General features: G+C 46.3%; 13 protein-coding genes. 2 read left to right on the top strand and 11 right to left on the bottom strand.

What is annotated here, in order from left to right; all coding sequences use genetic code 11:
* Positions 1 to 77 precede the first annotated feature (77 nt).
* The 8 genes from HNR77_RS24415 to HNR77_RS24380 all read right to left on the bottom strand — a co-directional run bounded on the left by HNR77_RS24415 (position 78) and on the right by HNR77_RS24380 (position 11,492).
* The gene (locus tag HNR77_RS24415) at positions 78 to 2,042 is read right to left on the bottom strand and encodes an FtsX-like permease family protein (protein ID WP_184190081.1); all 1,965 of its coding nucleotides are present in this window, start codon (positions 2,040 to 2,042) and stop codon (positions 78 to 80) included.
* Positions 2,017 to 2,787, bottom strand: a complete 771-nt coding sequence (locus HNR77_RS24410; RefSeq protein WP_111271631.1) for an ABC transporter ATP-binding protein — start codon at positions 2,785 to 2,787, stop codon at positions 2,017 to 2,019. Before HNR77_RS24410 ends, HNR77_RS24415 begins: the two co-directional genes overlap by 26 nt.
* A 330-nt stretch (positions 2,788 to 3,117) precedes the next feature.
* Positions 3,118 to 4,110 carry a sensor histidine kinase gene (locus tag HNR77_RS24405; RefSeq protein ID WP_184190079.1) on the bottom strand — a complete coding sequence of 331 codons (993 nt, stop codon included), beginning with the start codon at positions 4,108 to 4,110 and terminating at the stop codon, positions 3,118 to 3,120.
* Positions 4,107 to 4,811 (bottom strand): response regulator transcription factor, encoded by a 705-nt coding sequence (locus HNR77_RS24400; RefSeq protein ID WP_184190076.1) that lies wholly within the window; start codon positions 4,809 to 4,811, stop codon positions 4,107 to 4,109. Before HNR77_RS24400 ends, HNR77_RS24405 begins: the two co-directional genes overlap by 4 nt.
* Positions 4,812 to 4,889: 78 nt before the next feature.
* Positions 4,890 to 6,236, bottom strand: a complete 1,347-nt coding sequence (nagZ, locus tag HNR77_RS24395; RefSeq protein WP_260410852.1) for a beta-N-acetylhexosaminidase — start codon at positions 6,234 to 6,236, stop codon at positions 4,890 to 4,892.
* A gap of 1,059 nt (positions 6,237 to 7,295) precedes the next feature.
* Positions 7,296 to 8,399, bottom strand: coding sequence for an NADH:flavin oxidoreductase (locus HNR77_RS24390; RefSeq protein WP_184190074.1), 1,104 nt, complete (start codon positions 8,397 to 8,399; stop codon positions 7,296 to 7,298).
* Between the two features lie 548 nt (positions 8,400 to 8,947).
* Positions 8,948 to 10,261: a hypothetical protein gene (locus HNR77_RS24385; RefSeq protein ID WP_184190072.1), complete on the bottom strand. Its 1,314-nt coding sequence runs from the start codon at positions 10,259 to 10,261 to the stop codon at positions 8,948 to 8,950.
* A gap of 181 nt (positions 10,262 to 10,442) precedes the next feature.
* Entirely contained in the window at positions 10,443 to 11,492 is a 1,050-nt protein-coding gene (locus tag HNR77_RS24380; protein ID WP_184190070.1) for a 2,3-butanediol dehydrogenase, read from the bottom strand.
* 369 nt (positions 11,493 to 11,861) lie between these two features.
* Here HNR77_RS24380 and HNR77_RS24375 point away from each other — a divergent pair, with 369 nt between their 5' ends.
* On the top strand, positions 11,862 to 12,887 hold the full coding sequence (locus HNR77_RS24375; RefSeq protein ID WP_184190068.1) for a LacI family DNA-binding transcriptional regulator: 1,026 nt from the start codon (positions 11,862 to 11,864) through the stop codon (positions 12,885 to 12,887).
* Between the two features lie 254 nt (positions 12,888 to 13,141).
* On the opposite strand, the gene HNR77_RS24370 is transcribed toward HNR77_RS24375, so the two are convergent.
* From HNR77_RS24370 to HNR77_RS24360, 3 genes are all read right to left on the bottom strand, one after another.
* Positions 13,142 to 13,405: a hypothetical protein gene (locus HNR77_RS24370; protein ID WP_184190066.1), complete on the bottom strand. Its 264-nt coding sequence runs from the start codon at positions 13,403 to 13,405 to the stop codon at positions 13,142 to 13,144.
* A gap of 373 nt (positions 13,406 to 13,778) precedes the next feature.
* Positions 13,779 to 14,234 carry an SRPBCC family protein gene (locus tag HNR77_RS24365; protein ID WP_184190064.1) on the bottom strand — a complete coding sequence of 152 codons (456 nt, stop codon included), beginning with the start codon at positions 14,232 to 14,234 and terminating at the stop codon, positions 13,779 to 13,781.
* Between the two features lie 415 nt (positions 14,235 to 14,649).
* The gene (locus tag HNR77_RS24360; protein ID WP_184190062.1) at positions 14,650 to 15,231 is read right to left on the bottom strand and encodes a TetR/AcrR family transcriptional regulator; all 582 of its coding nucleotides are present in this window, start codon (positions 15,229 to 15,231) and stop codon (positions 14,650 to 14,652) included.
* Positions 15,232 to 15,679: 448 nt separating this feature from the next.
* Between HNR77_RS24360 and HNR77_RS24355 the strand changes: the two genes are divergently transcribed.
* Positions 15,680 to 16,894, top strand: coding sequence for an MFS transporter (locus tag HNR77_RS24355; protein ID WP_184190060.1), 1,215 nt, complete (start codon positions 15,680 to 15,682; stop codon positions 16,892 to 16,894).
* The last annotated feature ends 132 nt before the right edge of the window (positions 16,895 to 17,026 follow it).

The following is a 17,026-nucleotide window of genomic DNA, read 5'->3' as shown; positions in this document are numbered from 1 at the left end:
AGAAGCCCCGACCTGCCGGTCAAGGCTGATAAATAGCGTGAAACGCATAAGTTAAATTTCTACTTTACACAGCAGCTTCACACCAGCTTCGAATACATATGACGCAGGTAGCGCCAGCGTACCAGTGCAAAGAAGATAATCTGCATCGAGACAAACACCATAAAAATTTGAAGGCTGTGTTCCAGAACAGAGAACTGAACCAGCTGATAGAGCGCCGCAAATGCCACCGAGCTGTGAATCAATGCCACCAGAAGCGGCAGGAAAAACATGAGCACGAGCTGTCTTGTTACAATTTTGCGCAGCTCAAGCCGACTAAGCCCCATTTTACCAATCATACGATACTGTGCCTCATCCCGCTCCAGGTCGGCATACAGTCTAAAATAGGTGAAGCTTGCCGCGAAGGTGAAGAACACAATACCGATCAAGCCGCTTACGATGAGAATTATGCCATTGGTTTGTTTATTATTCAGCCAGTCTACGACAAGAGAAGAGAACTGAACATATCCCTTCTCCGGACGGTCTTTTTCAATCGTATCCAGCAATTCCGGAGCAAAACTGCGCGTCGACATCCAGTCTTTTACCACAAAAAACGTCGTCTGATCGGAGTAAAAATCAACATTCATCTGAATCTCTTCAATATACGCTTCTCGAATCTTGGAATACAGGTCATCAGAAACAATGTAAACGCCAGCCTCACCATCCATCGGAAACACGATATCGGTTGCCGGTGGCAGCATCTGCACTTGTATATGCTGCTGTTCACCAACATACAAGTCAGCGGAGTATGGGTAACTGTCCTCTTTCGTATCTAACAGTTTATTGCGTGCAGTGATATTGGGTGGTGTATTAAACGCCAGATCATTGCGATCCAGTACCCGTTCTTCATAACCAAGTGCTTTGGCGAGTCGGTTATATTCACTGAGTTTTACGATGTAGTTGTTATTGTTCTCATAGAGTGGCTGATAACTACCTTTCACATATGGAACTTCGCGATTAACCAGCGTCTCTTCAATTTTTCGAATCTGACGATCAACGACCACAGAATCCGTAAAGCCTGAGTTCGTATAGGTAAAAGCATATGGATTCGTCATGGAAGACAGCCTTGGATCACCTATCGTCAACATGCTGCCGATGCCCGTAAACGCCGAAGCAGAGATGACACTGACCATGAAAAACATTACCGCGTTATCCTTCATGCGATACGTAAGCTCGGACAGGAGAAGCAGGTTTGTTCTGCGGAAAAATAACCGTTCATTTTTTTTGAGAGCCCGTATCACATATACGCTGAGCTGCGTGAACAGAAGATACGTACCTGCAATAACACACATCACGCTGCCAAACAGTAAAGGAAACAGATACAGTCCCCAGGCAAAAATAAATACCCCTGTGTATCCTCCACCAATTAATACAACCGAGAGCAGCGAAAGCAAGCGTGATGCCTTAGGTTCAGGCTTCGGTTTTTCCTCTGATTTAACGAGCTCGATCAGCGTCCCCTTGCGGATCAACAATGATGACGACAGAGCAATGACCACAAAGAGCAACAGAAAGGCTCCGGCTGTCAGCAAAATTCCTTTTAGCGGAAAATAAAATCTCAGGCTATTCTCCACCGCAAGCATGGAACCACAAATGAGTAAAACTAATTTACCAAATATGAGTCCAAGCCCGATCCCTGCAACAATCGAAGCTATGCCAATACACATGTTTTCCATAAACAACAGCCGATTCATCTGTCTCCGGGTCATACCCAGCATCAGGAAAATACCAAATTCCTTCTTGCGTGTCTTCAGAAACGAACCGACCGAATATAGCAGGAACAGGAAGGAAAATATGAAAATAATGATCTCGGCAATCATCAGACCTTGGTTGGCGAGCACCGTCACCGTCTGTGATGAACCCTTCAAGCCATCCTTCAGATCGGGATGAAATAACAGCAAAGCATAGATAAAAAAGATCATTACCGAAAACGTACTGCTCAGAAAATGAGCCAGATAAATCCGTTTGTTCCGAACGACATTGTTAATGGCGAACTGGCGAAAATTCATGTCCAGAGCCTCCCATCAGGGACAGCACATTAATAATTTTCTGATAAAAGGCCGCCCGGTTATCCCCGTAATGAATCTCATTGTATAACTTGCCATCCTTGATAAAGACGACTCGACTGCAATAGCTGGCTGCGACAGCATCATGTGTTACCAGCAGCATGGTGGCGTGATCCTCCCGATTGCGCCGCTCCAGTATTTCCATCACGTCCTTGGCCGCTTTGGAATCCAGATTGCCTGTTGGCTCATCCGCCAGAATCAGCTTGGGAGCGTGAACTAACGCTCGGGCTATCGCTGTACGCTGTGCCTGCCCGCCCGAAATCTCATACGTTCGTTTATCCAGAATACCTTCGATGCCAAGCTTGGCTGCCAGCTCTGACACCCTCGCGTTCATCTCCCGAACGGAAACACCGTCCAATGTTAAGGGAAGCATAATGTTTTCCTTCACCGTCAACGTATTGAGCAGATTGAAGGATTGAAAAACAAAGCCTAATTCTCTGCGCCGGAACAATGCAAGCTGATCTGAATTCAGATCAAACGGATTTTGTCCAGCAATCCGCAGTTCTCCCGAGGTGGGATGATCAATGGTGGAGATCATGTTCAGCAGCGTCGTTTTGCCACTGCCCGATGGTCCCATAATGCCCACAAATTCCCCTTCCTGAATGCTGAGGTCAATCCCTGACAAGGCCTCATAGGATACGATACCTTTATAAATTTTGCTGATCTGTGTGACAGAGCATATTTCCATAACGTACAACTCCTTTATCTCTTTTCTTTCTCTTTTTTTACTTTCTCCCTTTTCTTTCTCTCTTCATTCTCGTTACTTTCTCTCTTTTGCTTCTGGTGACTGTCATTCTCGTATTCGCGCATTTTTTAACGCGGTTCACCACAACTTCTGACTCCAGTTTACCTGATGCCCGGTTCATTCTCCTATGGCTTAACCTTTCACCAACATGACAATGTTGTAAGGTTGGACTGAATTGTAATACGACAAGCGACTACAGACCAAAAACAGTGTATAGACCACAAACACAAAAAGACGCCTTCACCCGGCATAGCCGAAGACGTCCATTCGATTTCATCCTTTGTCATAAGAAAATATAATCCGTACCGTTGTGCCTTCGCGATACACCGATTCCAGCTCGATCTGATGATTCATACGTGTCAGCACTTCTTTGGCTATATACAGGCCCATACCTGTGGATTCCTTGAAATGTCGTCCATTCTCGCCGGTGAAAAAAGGTCGGAACACCCGGTTCAGGTCTGATTTGGGGATGCCGATGCCATAATCCTGAACCTCCAGCACGATAGAGCGATCTGCTGCATACGCGCGAAGATGCACCTTCTGCCGACTGCCTGCCGAATATTTAATCGCATTAGCGAGCAGCTGCACCAGCACAAAACGAAGCCACTTGGCGTCGGACTGCACAACCAATGATGCCTCCATCCGGATCTCCGGATAGACATGGTTGCGTATGAAAAATCGTTTCAGCTCATGGATCGCTTCTTCCCCCACGGTTCGCAGCATAACAGGCTCGACACTGAAATCCTGCTCAAACGTATCCAGCCTGGCTACATAGAGCACCGTCTCCAGCCCCCGGCGCATCTGATCCGCTTCCTCCTGAATGCTGCGAAAACGGGCATCATCATCCTCCTGCTCCTCTACAGTCAGTTTAATGACGGATAAAGGCGTTTTCATCTGATGTACCCACTGGTTCATAAAAGTAAGATACTCCTGCTGCTTATGTTCCAACCGATTCAGATGAGCATGATACTGCCCATATTGTGAATCCAGCAGCTTCTCCAGCGCGACGGACAGCGGAACAGATTCATGCAGGGCTACCAATTCGTCCAGTGAATTCACAGGCCGTGTCATTCGGGCATAGAAGGCGCGATGAGACAGATAACGATACACAAGATAACCGACATACCAGAGTAACCCGAGACCCACCGCATATAACGCCGTTCTCCAATGATCGTAGCCATCGTACCAGAAAACGGCAACCACCGTTAGCAGCATCACCATAATCCAGCATGTCAAGGCGAGATGTTCACGCACAAACAGCTTCATGATGGCGATGCCGCCTTCCAGTTATGGATCAGCCTGTATCCAGAACCCCTCACTGTTTCCAGTGCATCGGTAATGCCAAGTTCGGCAAGGCGCTTTCGTACACGTGTAATATTTACGCTGAGTGTGTTGTCATCCACAAAGGAATCATCCCAGAGCTTCTCCAGAATTGTTTCCCGGCTCACGATCTTGGGGCTTCGTCGCATCAGTGTTTCCAATAGAACCGTTTCCTTTTTGGTCAGCTGCACCTTCTCACGCCCAAGCTCCATCTCCAGTCTCTCCAGGTAGACCACCAGCCCGTGCAGCTCAACCTTGCGCTCTTCATCACGCACCGCATAATCTCCATACACGCGACGGAGCTGACTCCGAATCTTGGCGATGACAATTTCATGCTCGAACGGCTTGGTAATGTAATCATCGGCCCCATTCTCCAGAGCCATAACCTGATCCATCTTGCCGCTTCTCGCGGAAATAAACAGAATCGGGCACGTCGACAAGGTACGAATCTGCCTGCACCAGTAGAACCCGTCGTAGCTTGGCAGGTTGATATCCAACAGTACAACGTGAGGCTGAATTTGTTTGAACTGTTCCATGACATGTTCGAAATCTTCTACAAATACTGCTCGATCTCCGTAACGTTCAATATGTGACTTCAGTAGACCCGCAATCTTGGGATCATCCTCTATGATCATGATGGTATACATAGAAAACGCTCTCTCCTCTAATCTGTTATGACAGCTCATTTTTCTCTATTTACTAGCCAAATCATAACACAGGATCACTCAACGGGCATCGAGCTGTTTGCGCCAGCTCCGAATATCTGCATTTAACTGCTTAACATCTCCGGCCGCCTGCTGATCATCAGACAACTTGTACTGCTGTTTTAATGTGAGAATACGATATACACTCTCATCAATACGCGATTCCTTGATTTTGCCTGACTTCACTGCACTGATCAGCGTATCAAAAATCGTCTTGGCACTTTCATAGCTATGAGCCACCAGCAAAATATCACTTCCCGCCTGAACGGTTGCCAACGTAGCCTTTTCTAACGAATAATTTTTGGCAATAGCACCCATGCTCAGATCATCTGTAATAACGACACCTTTATAGTTGAACTTTCCGCGTAGATGTTCTCCGATGATTACACTCGACAGGGATGCCGGATAGTCCGGGTCCAGCTTTGGAAACAAAATATGCGCCACCATAACCGCTTCCGCCTGCTCCTTCACAGCGGCCTGGAACGGAATCCATTCCAGTTTTGCAAGCTGCTTCTCCGTTTTGTTCACCACAGGCAGGTCCAGATGGGAATCCACAGACGTATCTCCATGACCGGGAAAATGCTTAACAACTGGTATGATGCCTTCCTGCCGCAATCCCTTCATTTCTGCCATTCCCATGCGAGTAACCAGATCGGCAGTTGTGCCGAAGGAACGGTCGCCAATCACCGGATTTTGGGGATTGCTGTTAATATCGAGCACAGGAGCAAAATCAACATTAAATCCGGCAAGCTTGATCTGTCTCGCCAGCAATGCACCCATCTGCTCCGCAAGGGCTGCTTCATTGGTTTTGCCTACTTTGCGATTGGAAGGAATGGATTCGACCGTGTCCGGCATACGGCTCACCTTGCCGCCTTCTTGATCCACACTCATCAGGATGGGTACCGGGTTGGATTGATTCGCCTGTTTGATCGATTGCACAAATGCTGCGGTGCCTTGCAGTGTGGTCACATTGCTCGCATAGAGAATTATGCCGCCCACCTTCTGATCTGCAATCATCTGTTTGGCTTGCGCATCCAGCGTTGTGCCCTGCACACCCGCCAGAATCATCTGGCCCACCTTTTCTTCCAGGCTTAACTGCTCAAGCTGCTCCTTCACCGGGTCTGCTTCTTCCTGCGCTTCATCCTTGGAACCTCCCTGCGCTCCCTCCTGAGGCGCAGCCGTATCGTTCGCGGAAGAAGATGTATTCGGACTTGTCGTTGAGCCGCCGTTACCGCTCCCCGCAGGAGAAGGTTTCGCAGTCTGACCACACGCTGCTAACAGCGTAATGATAACTACGAGCAGACACATCATCTGCATTCGTTTTAAAATTCGGTTTGTATGCCGTGCTTTGCTTGTATACTTGTTCAAGGATATTGGCCTCCTCTTATCACTTGTAAGTTCATTAAAAGCCTGAGAGTGGTTCAGGGCTAACCTTACCATAAGGTGAATGATTTTCAAAATAGGTTTTCGGTACGAAAATAATTGTATCTTTGAGCATGGAGGTGTGGTACTTTTCGTTGTTTAAACGATGCGGGCGCAAAACGAATCTTGGAGGTGAAACGTGTAAGCGGAGGGAGCGGTTTTCTGTTGTGAATTTTTCACATGTTGAAATATTTATTATTGGTGTACGACGTCTGAAATCTAATGATCATTTGGGCAGCAATTCTAGGGCGTGTCTGAAAACGCTGAAGGAAGCCAATTTTGCTGAATTTTCTTCCAAGCCAGAAACTTTTCCGCAGGCGTGCCGGGGCACGTCAAGGGAAAGTGACGCATCAGGGAGCGAAAAGGCGGAAAAGATGCACTTCAGCAGGTTTCAATGCACGCCCTAGTAGTTGGAGCATGGTTTAAGCATAATTGAGACCTTGAGCGTAGGATATTCTGAATCGAAAAATTGCATCGAGTGAGGTCCGTTCGCCTGTATAGTGAACGAGTTTCGTTCATTTTTGCATAGCAAAGGTTCGTTCATATTTACAGCCACAGCAAAAAACCGCCTGACGGCGGCTTTCGTTCCCATATTACATACATGCTATTTATGGATACGTTCTTACGACATTCTTCTAATGGTCAACATTCGTTGTACATTCATCATTCACTCGTTATGAACAATCTGTTATACTATTATGAATTTTTCATATGATGAAATTTATCAATAAATATCTTTAGTAAACTGTGACTCTCGGATTCTAACGATTCCTAGAAACCTTATTCTGTTCATTTCCCAGCATTCTAAATTCTAACGATTCCCAGTGACCTTATTCCTCCGTAAAATAAAGACTTCAGCTTCAAATCAGCTAAATCTGACCCAATAGCGTCGCTCAGAATCGTTACATTTTAAATTCGGGCAAAAACAGCCAAATAAGGTTTCCTGGGATCGTTAGAGCTCCGCTTCCATAAAAAATTGGATTCCCTAGCATTTTCAGACATGCCTTAGTACAGTCTTGTTAAAGCTTCATTCGTGAAAGGAATAATATCCGAGGCGCGTCCTTCCTGCACTTTGAGCGGCCATTCCGGATCACTGAGCAGCACACGCCCCAGAGCGATCAGGTCAAACTCCCCATGCTCCAGCTTCTCATTTAATTCATCGAGATGTGCATCTCCAGTCCCTTTGTTCTCGGCCGTCCGCTCCACGAACTCTGCTTCAAGACCTACAGAGCCTACGGAGATGGCTGGTTTTCCGGTGATTTTACGAGTCCAGCCTGCAAGGTTAAGTTCCGAGCCCTCGAATTCCGGCAGCCAAAAGCGCCGTGTAGAACAGTGGAATATATCCACCCCAGCTGCACTGAGCGGCTGCAGAAACTGCTCCAGCTCTGCCGGTGACTCAACGAGACGAGCCTCGTAGCTGCCCATTTTCCACTGGGAGAAACGCAGCACAATCGGGAAATCAGGTCCTACTACAGCACGGCATGCCTCGATAACCTCGACCGCAAACCGTGTCCGGCTGACCAGATCACCACCATATTTATCCGTTCTTCGATTGGTCTGTCCCCAGAAAAATTGGTCAATCAAGTATCCGTGCGCTCCGTGCAGCTCAATGCCGTCAAATCCGATTCGTTTGGCCTCGGCCGCTGCCTGCGCATAAGCCTGAACCAGCTCTTGAATCTCTTCCTCGGTTAATGGCTCATATGCTGCTTCACCCGCCATGCTGACACCCGAAGGACTTACAGGATGGGCGTCTGGATTCGGCAAATCTCCAGCGCGCCGTGCCGTGCCAACATGCCACAGCTGTGGCATAATTTTACCGCCAGCCTCATGCACAGCCTTGACCACATTAGCCCAGCCTTGTAATGACTGTTCGCCATGGAACAGCGGAATGCTCTCCCCGCTGACGGAGGAAGCATGATTAATGCCCGTGCCCTCCGTAATAATTAATCCCACACCACCTGCCGCTCTGCGACGATAGTAGTCGGCCACTTCGGGCCCAGGCACACCGTTAGGTGAAAATCCGCGTGTCATCGGTGCCATAACGATTCGGTTAGGCAAGGTAAGCTTGTCGGACATGAAGGGTTTGAATAAAGCTGAAGGTACTTTCATGATTTAGTCTCCTTTGCTATGGAAAGTATACTTCTCTCACTTACCTTGAGATTTGACATGCTTCGGATGAATACAGCTGTCATACGCCTGTGGACTGTCATGAATCTTGCTCTTTATCCATTTTATAGATTCTTATTTTTATTTTCAAACAAATTTCTCACGTACAAGGTTAGGGCGTGTCTTGAATCCTGCTGAAGTGCATCTTTTACCCCTTTTTCGCCCCCTGCTACGTCACTTTCCCTTAACGTGCCCCGGCACGCCTGCGGGTAACTTCTTTGCTTGGAACGAAAATTCGGCAAAATCTGCTTTCTTCAGCGTTTTCAGACACGCCCTAGACAAAAAAAAAGAACAGCCCTGTACAAGCGCTGTTGAATAACCCAAATGCCGTAAAACTGCCTTGCACAGAAGGAATATAACCTGCATCTTTCGTGGTCACCAATAATGTGGGTGCAGCATAATATATAATCCATAATCTCCTAATTCATACTAATCCCTAATTTTCTAATCCACACTGATCCACAATATTTCAATCCAATTCTTCCTTCTTCTTAATTCGAGTTTACAGGAATATTTTCGCGCTTCACCCGCAGCAGCTTTCCTGAAGATGGAGACAGAACGTCCGGGTCAGTGCCGAGTCCAAAATAAAAATCTCCACCATACTCCTCGAATGACTTGGCATACGTGTCCTGGGTAAATCGTAAAATTTCATTCCATGTGTTCAGATCGCTGCTTTGATAAACACGGCTTATATACAGACTGGTTTGCTTCTTTGTATACGTGAGCACATACACCTTGTCGTCACGCACCAGCAGATCGGTAGGTAACGCATTGGGATCAGGCAGCATGACACGTCTCGCCTGATTAATATCTGTCATCACATTCAGTGATTTAGGCAGTATCTGTGAATCATTAAATACGCTGCCTACGATATAAACGAGTTTATTGTTAAAATTAACATTTTTGCCGATTTTATTATACGGAGTTGTCCCCTGCTGGTACGTCAGCCCTGGAAGTATTTTACTGCCGTAGACGACCACATCTCTAGTTTCCAAACGTTCGTTAATCTCAAGCAGATTTGTCTTGTCACCCCATAGATTGTTCGCAGGATACAACATCGTTGAAGCGTATAATTTACCGTTGATTTGGAACATCGTATATACTCTGGCGCCCATACCTTTAACTGTAGCAAACTGCTGCCAGCTTTCTCCGTCATCATGAGAGATCAGTACGATCGGTTTTTTCTCGGTTCCCAGTGCGGCGAAAAGCTTGCCTTGATAATACGCCATATCATACACATGCACACCTGATGGCAAATTGCGATACTTGGTCCACACCTCTCCATCCAGGCGATAGAAATTTCCATAATCCCAGCTCTCGCCATCGGAATCATTGCCCGGAATATACAGCTTGCCATTTAATACTTTGTAGACATCGATCTGCTCTTCATCTACAAACTTCTTGGCCTGAGGCAGGATGCTGGGGTTGCTGTTTGTCACCGTCTGTGTCTGAAATGCTGCGCTGGCCGCATCGTAGTAAATGACAGGTATCGGTCCCGCATTTTGCGCTGGTCCTAAATTACTGCTGTTCCCATGGCCTAGATAGATTCGGCCTTTGTAGAGCTGCATGTCCCAGACGTTGTTTGCATAAGGCGACTTGTTAAAAGGCCTGTCGAGCAATTCCAGCTTGTTCGTCACATCCGCCGACTGTAATGGTGCACTTGACACATGAACTTTGCCTCCCTCACTTGACACAGGTCCCGCTGCTGGTGCAGCTGTCTTGTGCTTGGCACTGCCCATAAACATCCAACCTGCCCCGGCGGCAAGAGCCAGTGCAATGGCTGTCCATTTTACTTTGCTTTGCATGTCCGTTTCCTCCTCCAACATGATGACTCACGTTAATATGAAACGATACATTTTGTATCTTTTTATAGTATGTAAAATGTAATGAGACTGCAACAAATTTCGCCCTTTTGAGCAAAAAAAAGTAGACACCCCCATCTAAAAATGAGGGTGTCTACCCAAGGTTTTATGAGCAATTCATGACTTATTCAGCTTTAACCAGAATTTTCACTTGATTCTTCTCTTTGAGCAGTGCTTCGAAACCATGCTCCACAACCTCATCCAGAGCAATTCGTTTAGTCACCAGCTTGTCTGCCGGGAAGAAGCCTTTTTCCATCAGGCTGATTACAGCCGGGAATACATCACGATAACCGATAATTCCATTTACTGTGCGTTCTTTCATGACAATAGAATTCGGCATAATTGGCGCTTCCTGTTCAAAAATACTTACAATCATCAATTCTCCACCAATTCGCGTTGAATCAACAGCCTGCTGCAGCACGCGTGGAACACCCGTTACTTCATAAGCCACATTCACCCCGCCTTGCGTACGCCGATGAATCTCTTCCACCACATTATATTCGGTAGGATCAATCACGATCGCACCCAATTCCTCTGCTTTCGCTTTGCGCTCCTTCGACAGCTCCACGACATAAATATTAGAAGCTCCGGACGCTTTAAGCGCTTCAATAACAAGCAGACCGATCGGACCTGCACCGAACACCGCCGCAGTATCGCCTACTTTCAGTTTGCTCTGACGCACGGCGTGCAAAGCTACTGCGGAAGGCTCCACCAGAGCCCCCTGCTCATAAGAGATTGAATCAGGAATGGGGTGTACCATGTTTTCCGCTGCGGTTACATATTCGGAAAAGCCGCCTCCCCCTCCGGCAAGACCGAGAAATCCCATCTTGTCACACAGATTGTATCTGCCCTGCTTACATGCTTCACACTGACCACATGCATAGATCGGCTCCACAACGACACGATCACCGACCTGAAAACGGGTTACGCCTTCACCCACTTCAACGACTTGTCCAGAAAACTCATGCCCCATAACGATAGGTGCTTTCTCCCCTGTTAGCGGATGTGGGTCTTGAGCAGGAATAAAAATGGGTCCAGCTGTGTATTCATGCAGATCGCTACCACAGATTCCGCACCATTGCACTTTTATTTTTACCTGGCCTTGTTCAGGCTGAGGTTCAGCAATATTTTCCAGACGCAAATCCTTAACTCCATGCCAACGCAATGCTTTCATTCAATTCATCTCCCAAATGATTTTTCAGCATATTCGGAAACGTTTCCGTAAATTAAATATGTCACATTTGAGATACGCTGTCAAACAAATTTCCCTGTAGATGTGTCTATCCTGTGAGTAAAAGCACGAATCAAACCTTGATTTAAAGCTGATTTTTTCGTTAATTGCTAACTCTGTTGTGCATTTTCGTTTATTTTTGATGATTTATTAGCAAAATAAACATAAAAATACATAAAATTACATCATTTTCGCTTTGTAAGCGGGCTGATGCCCTGTACCAATGGTATAATCAAGTTATATGCATACCTTGCAAAACATACATAAGCCGAAAATACGGAATCGTTTCCGATGAAGTGAGGTCAACTATAAGTGAGTAAAGAACAGAAAATGACGATTAAAGATGTCGCTGAACGTGCCGGTGTAGGGATCGCAACGGTATCCCGGGCTATCAACAATGCGGAAGGAATCAGCAGTGCAACACGAGATAAAGTGATGCAGGCCATCGAAGAGCTGGGGTTTGTGCCCAATACCTCTGCACAGAGCCTGAAAATCCGGCAAACCCATCAGATTGCACTGGTGGTTCCCGACATCCGCAACGCCATTATCCCTGAAATCTCCTGGTCAGTTGAGCAGACTGCAAAGCAGCACGGCTATCACATTGTGCAGATCAATACTGCAGGTAATGCAAGAACCGAGCTTGAAACGATACGCAATGTAAAAAAACTGCACGTTGACGGTCTTATTTTCATGCCGCTGGCCTATCCAAAAACGTTACCTGCACTAATTAACAAAGCTCCGATCCCGATCTCGATCATTAACTATGGCAAAAAACTGGAGCCAGGCATTCAGGCCGACATCGTCTCCTTGTCACAGCCTGAAGGTAAGCTTGTAATGGAGCATTTGTTTAAAATCGGACGAACCCGGATTGCTTATGCCGGTGCCCCTAAAGATATCATCGAGGAGCGCTATCGCGCTTACGAGCAGGCTGTGGGACATGTCGATATTTCGCTCGTTTATTTCGGGGAAGACTTCTCATTAGCTACGGGTGCAAGTGCTGCCGACTATTTTTACGGATTAACCCATATGCCGGATGCGGTGTACGCCATTAATGATATGGTTGCCATCGGGCTTGTGAATCGCTTCAAGGAACTGGGCGTGCGTGTGCCCGAAGATGTTGCTGTGGTGGGCGTTGATAACAATCAATGGACGACGGTTTCCTCACCTCAGATCAGCTCTGTATCCATTATGGGTGAAGAAGTATCCCGGCTCGCCACGGAGCTGCTGCTCAAACGAATTCGCGAGATGAGTACGACGGATTATGAGCACATTCAGTTTGAACCACGCCTGATTGTTCGCCAGTCCAGCGTAGCCATGATTCGCTCCTCATCACGCTGAAGGCCCGTTTCAATATCAAGCAAAAAGGTGCTAACAAGTCAGTGCAGCGACCTGACCAAGCACCTTTTTTGCATTGCATTTAATGTTCGGCCGAATAACTCTACCATTTCTGCTTTTAATACAATGGAGTTAGATCGATTGAGTTAGATTGATTGGGTTAGATAAGGCGAGTTAGATGTAGTTAATTAATTGGGGGCATTAATTTGGGAATTTACATTATTTTGCAATTGAAGTCTACATGCAAATATCTTATTTCAACTAAATAGAAATATAATACCTTTAATCAGGAGAACCGTTAGCACTGCTGCAAGCATTATTTTACTAACTATCCGAAATTTATTAACAAATAAATCCATCTTGGAGTGATTGGTATTAAACAAAGATGTAGCAAGCGCTATCAAAGCAAGCGTGCCACCGCTTATAAGACAATATTCAACGATGTGAAGACCTCTTGTCATGAGCAAAATGCTCAGCAGGTAAAAACCTATCAGATAGACCCGATCCATGGTAAGCTTCATCGTTCACCCTCCCCTTTCTTGTTCATACGTTTACAGGACGGGGAGGGTTGTATTTTTTTCCATATGAGTTCTGTTTCGGACCAAGGTAATTTAATCTGAGGATGGACAGCCGAGATTTTCCAGTCCGGTATCAGGCCCAGACGTAGTATGTTGCTCGGTTGTGATGCCATGCTGAGACCTAAGTAAATTACTTGATGTAGACATGTACTTCGATGGAGGCCATGACTGCGTGATTCCATACGAGCATGACTTCGATGGAATCCATTACTACGATTCGATGCAGACAGACTTCGATGAAGCCACTACTGCAATTCGATACAAGCAGATTCGATGGAGGCCATTACTCTGATGCAACGCAATCATTCAATGTAGATTAGCGCTCAAGCATAGCTTTAAGCTTCTCATTACGACTTTCCAAAAAAGCCTGCATGTATCTTTTCAGGATAAGCCGTTCTACAGTCCACCCGAGGACTGCCAGCGGCGCTTCAAATCGCAGTGTGTCTCTCATACAAGTCTCTTGTTCACCACACACGCTGAAATGATGCTCATGACGCATGCTCTTGAACGCCCCCCTCTCCATCTGATCAACAAACAGGTAAGAGCGATCATACGCTGTGATCCGTGAAGTTAACTTTTGCCTTACTCCAAAATGCACAGCCTCAAAGGTCACCGTATCTCCAGGACCAATCATGCCGCTGGTGACACCAGCTATCGTTCGTTCTTGCGTATGCTTCCATACCGTTCGGGTGTGTACATCAATATCACGTGCGATATCGAAACAGCGTTCGATCGGTGCATGTATGCGGGTCACTGTGTTCACTTCGATCATTCGCAAACACTCCTCTGTTCCATGTCTATTCCATGATTGTGACTATGTAAGCCGGGTCTCCTGATTGTAACGATCTCAGGAAACCTTATTTCACCGAAAAAGGCAGCTTTCAAATTCTAACGAATCACAGGAACGTTATTTCGTTGTTTTGATGTGTTAAACGCTGTTTTTTCATGTTTCCGCATGAAATAGCGCATCTGGGAATCGTTAGAATTTTTGCGACCGCAAATTAGGCCAAATAAGGCTTCTGGGAATCGTTAGAAATGGCGGACAGCTTTCGATGTTAGTTTCAATGAGCTACATTTGGACCTATGTCAAGAGAGTAGACACTACGCTGCGGATTTGTCCGTAAATTTCATTATTCAGCGGGCACTATTTCCCATCTAGGGCTGGAGCATGCAGTCTGTTCAACAAGCTATTGCAGTACAGATAATGCTGCCTGAATGCTTTGCTCTACAAATTGACGATCCGGGCCTGATTTCATCAATACCGTTAACCCAATCATCGACACCACCAGTGATTGCGCCACAAGACCTGCATTGATGCCTCCTGCCAGCTCTCCGCTTCGCTGCCCTCTTTCGATAACCTCTCTGAAAATAACTGCCAGGTACATCTGATGCTCTCGTGTTAAGACCGCAAATTTGGGATCATGAGGAGCCAGTTCCACCATCGTGTTGATGCAAAAACACCCGTAAGCAGGATCACCCGCCCCTCCTTTTGCTGCAATCCACTCAAAAATCTCTTGCATAGCTTCTCTGACAGAGTCCCCCTGACCGAGCCGTGCTCTAATCTCTGCCGCATGAAAGGTTGTATATCTACGGAGTACACGTTCAAATAACTCCTTTTTATCTCCAAACGCCGCATACAAGCTGGGCCGCTGAATCCCCATCGCCGTAGTTAAATCTGTAAGTGACGTCGCTTCGAACCCTTTAACCCAGAATACGTGCATGGCAGCATCAAGCGCTTTATCTGTGTCGAATTCCCGTTTTCTAACCATAACACCGCCCCTTTATTTATCGAACAGTACAATAATAGTTTAACTCAACTTTCGCAAAAATCAAAATAGAAATCGTTCATCATCGCATGTTGAAAAGTACCCTTCTACCCCAAATAAATCTCGCTCATCCTTATGTAACGGTAAATCCAACCTGTTTTTTTCTCATTCAGTCTCAATTTCACTCATTTTTAATCATTTTCACTGATTTTCTCATTTATTATGACACGATCTAATTGATACTCATGTTTAATCATCTCAAATCATTTTCTCGTTTCCTCTCATTTTTTCTCATGTTTCCCCACCTCCCTACCCGAAATATCACCTCAAAATATTTATTCTAATATCCTACTCTAGAAATTCCTTCATTGACATTTTTGGAGAAAAAATATATTGTTAATCCCGATTATAATATACTGATCAGTACATAATAGAAAGGCAGGTTGTTCGAATGCACACCTCGCTTCAGAATTCACAATTGTGCACACCAAAGAAACAGGGCATAACCAACACGCTTGCTTGGGTATTTGCTGTCTGCAGCGGTCTGTCCGTAGCCAATATCTATTATGCGCAGCCCTTGCTGGATTCCATCGCCCAGGAGTTTGATCTGTCTACTGGAGTGATCGGCATCGTAATTACGGTTACCCAGATTTGTTATGCCCTCGGGTTGCTGCTGCTTGTACCGCTTGGTGACCTCATTCATCGCCGCAAACTGATCATTGTGCAAATGTCTCTTTCGGCTGCTGCATTAGTAGGCGCAGGCACTGCTGCTTCACATTCTGTTCTGTTCACAGCGCTTGCCGCGGTTGGTTTATTCGCCGTTATTACCCAGACATTTGTTGCGTATGCAGCCCATCTGTCGGCCGAATCTGAGCGGGGAGCTATCGTCGGCCGGGTGACCAGCGGCATTGTTATCGGCATTTTGCTGGCAAGAACCGTGGCAGGTGTAATGAATGACTGGCTTGGCTGGAGATCCGTTTATTTATTGTCAGCCAGTTTGACTTTAATCAGTGTTGTCGTATTGATTCGCATGCTCCCTCGGCAATCCTTCAGCCAGCCCAAGCTCAGCTACTTGCAGCTGCTTCGTTCCACCCTGCGACTGTATGCAGAAATGCGTATCCTTCGCATACGCGGACTGCTTGCCATGTTCATATTTGCGGCGTTCAGCATTTTATGGACTTCCATTGTGCTGCCGCTCAGCGCACCTCCGTTATCGTTATCACACACTTCTATAGGGGCTCTTGGTTTTGCTGGTGTTGCTGGCGCACTCGCTGCCGCAAGTGCAGGGAAACAAGCCGATCGTGGATATGGTCAGAGAACAACAGGCATTTCACTCATTATTTTAGTATTGTCGTGGGTATGTATCGGATTGTTACACACTTCATTGTGGTTCCTCATCGTCGGCATTATTTTACTCGACCTTGCTGTTCAGGCTGTACATGTCACCAATCAGAGCATGATCTACCGGGTGAGACCCGAAGCCCAAAGCCGTTTGACTGCATCCTATATGATCTTCTATTCCATCGGCAGTGCGGGCGGATCCATTGCATCCACTCAAGTATATGCATGTGCAGGCTGGACAGGTGTATGCTGGTTAGGTGCAGGCGTTAGCGCAATAGCTCTGCTGGTATGGCTTGTCGATCGAAAGTCGGATCACCTTGCATGACCCTCACAGGATGAATCATGAAAAATAAAACAGATAAAACAAACCTCTTATCGGATGACAAGAGGTTTGTTTGTATCATTTATTTGATTGAACACGTCATTGAAGACGTTACGGAACACGCTATTGAAGCGT

Origin of the sequence: Paenibacillus sp. JGP012 (genome assembly GCF_014203995.1) — a bacterium.
GTDB lineage: Bacteria > Bacillota > Bacilli > Paenibacillales > Paenibacillaceae > Paenibacillus > Paenibacillus silvae.
This window is presented reverse-complemented; position numbering and strand designations above follow the sequence as displayed.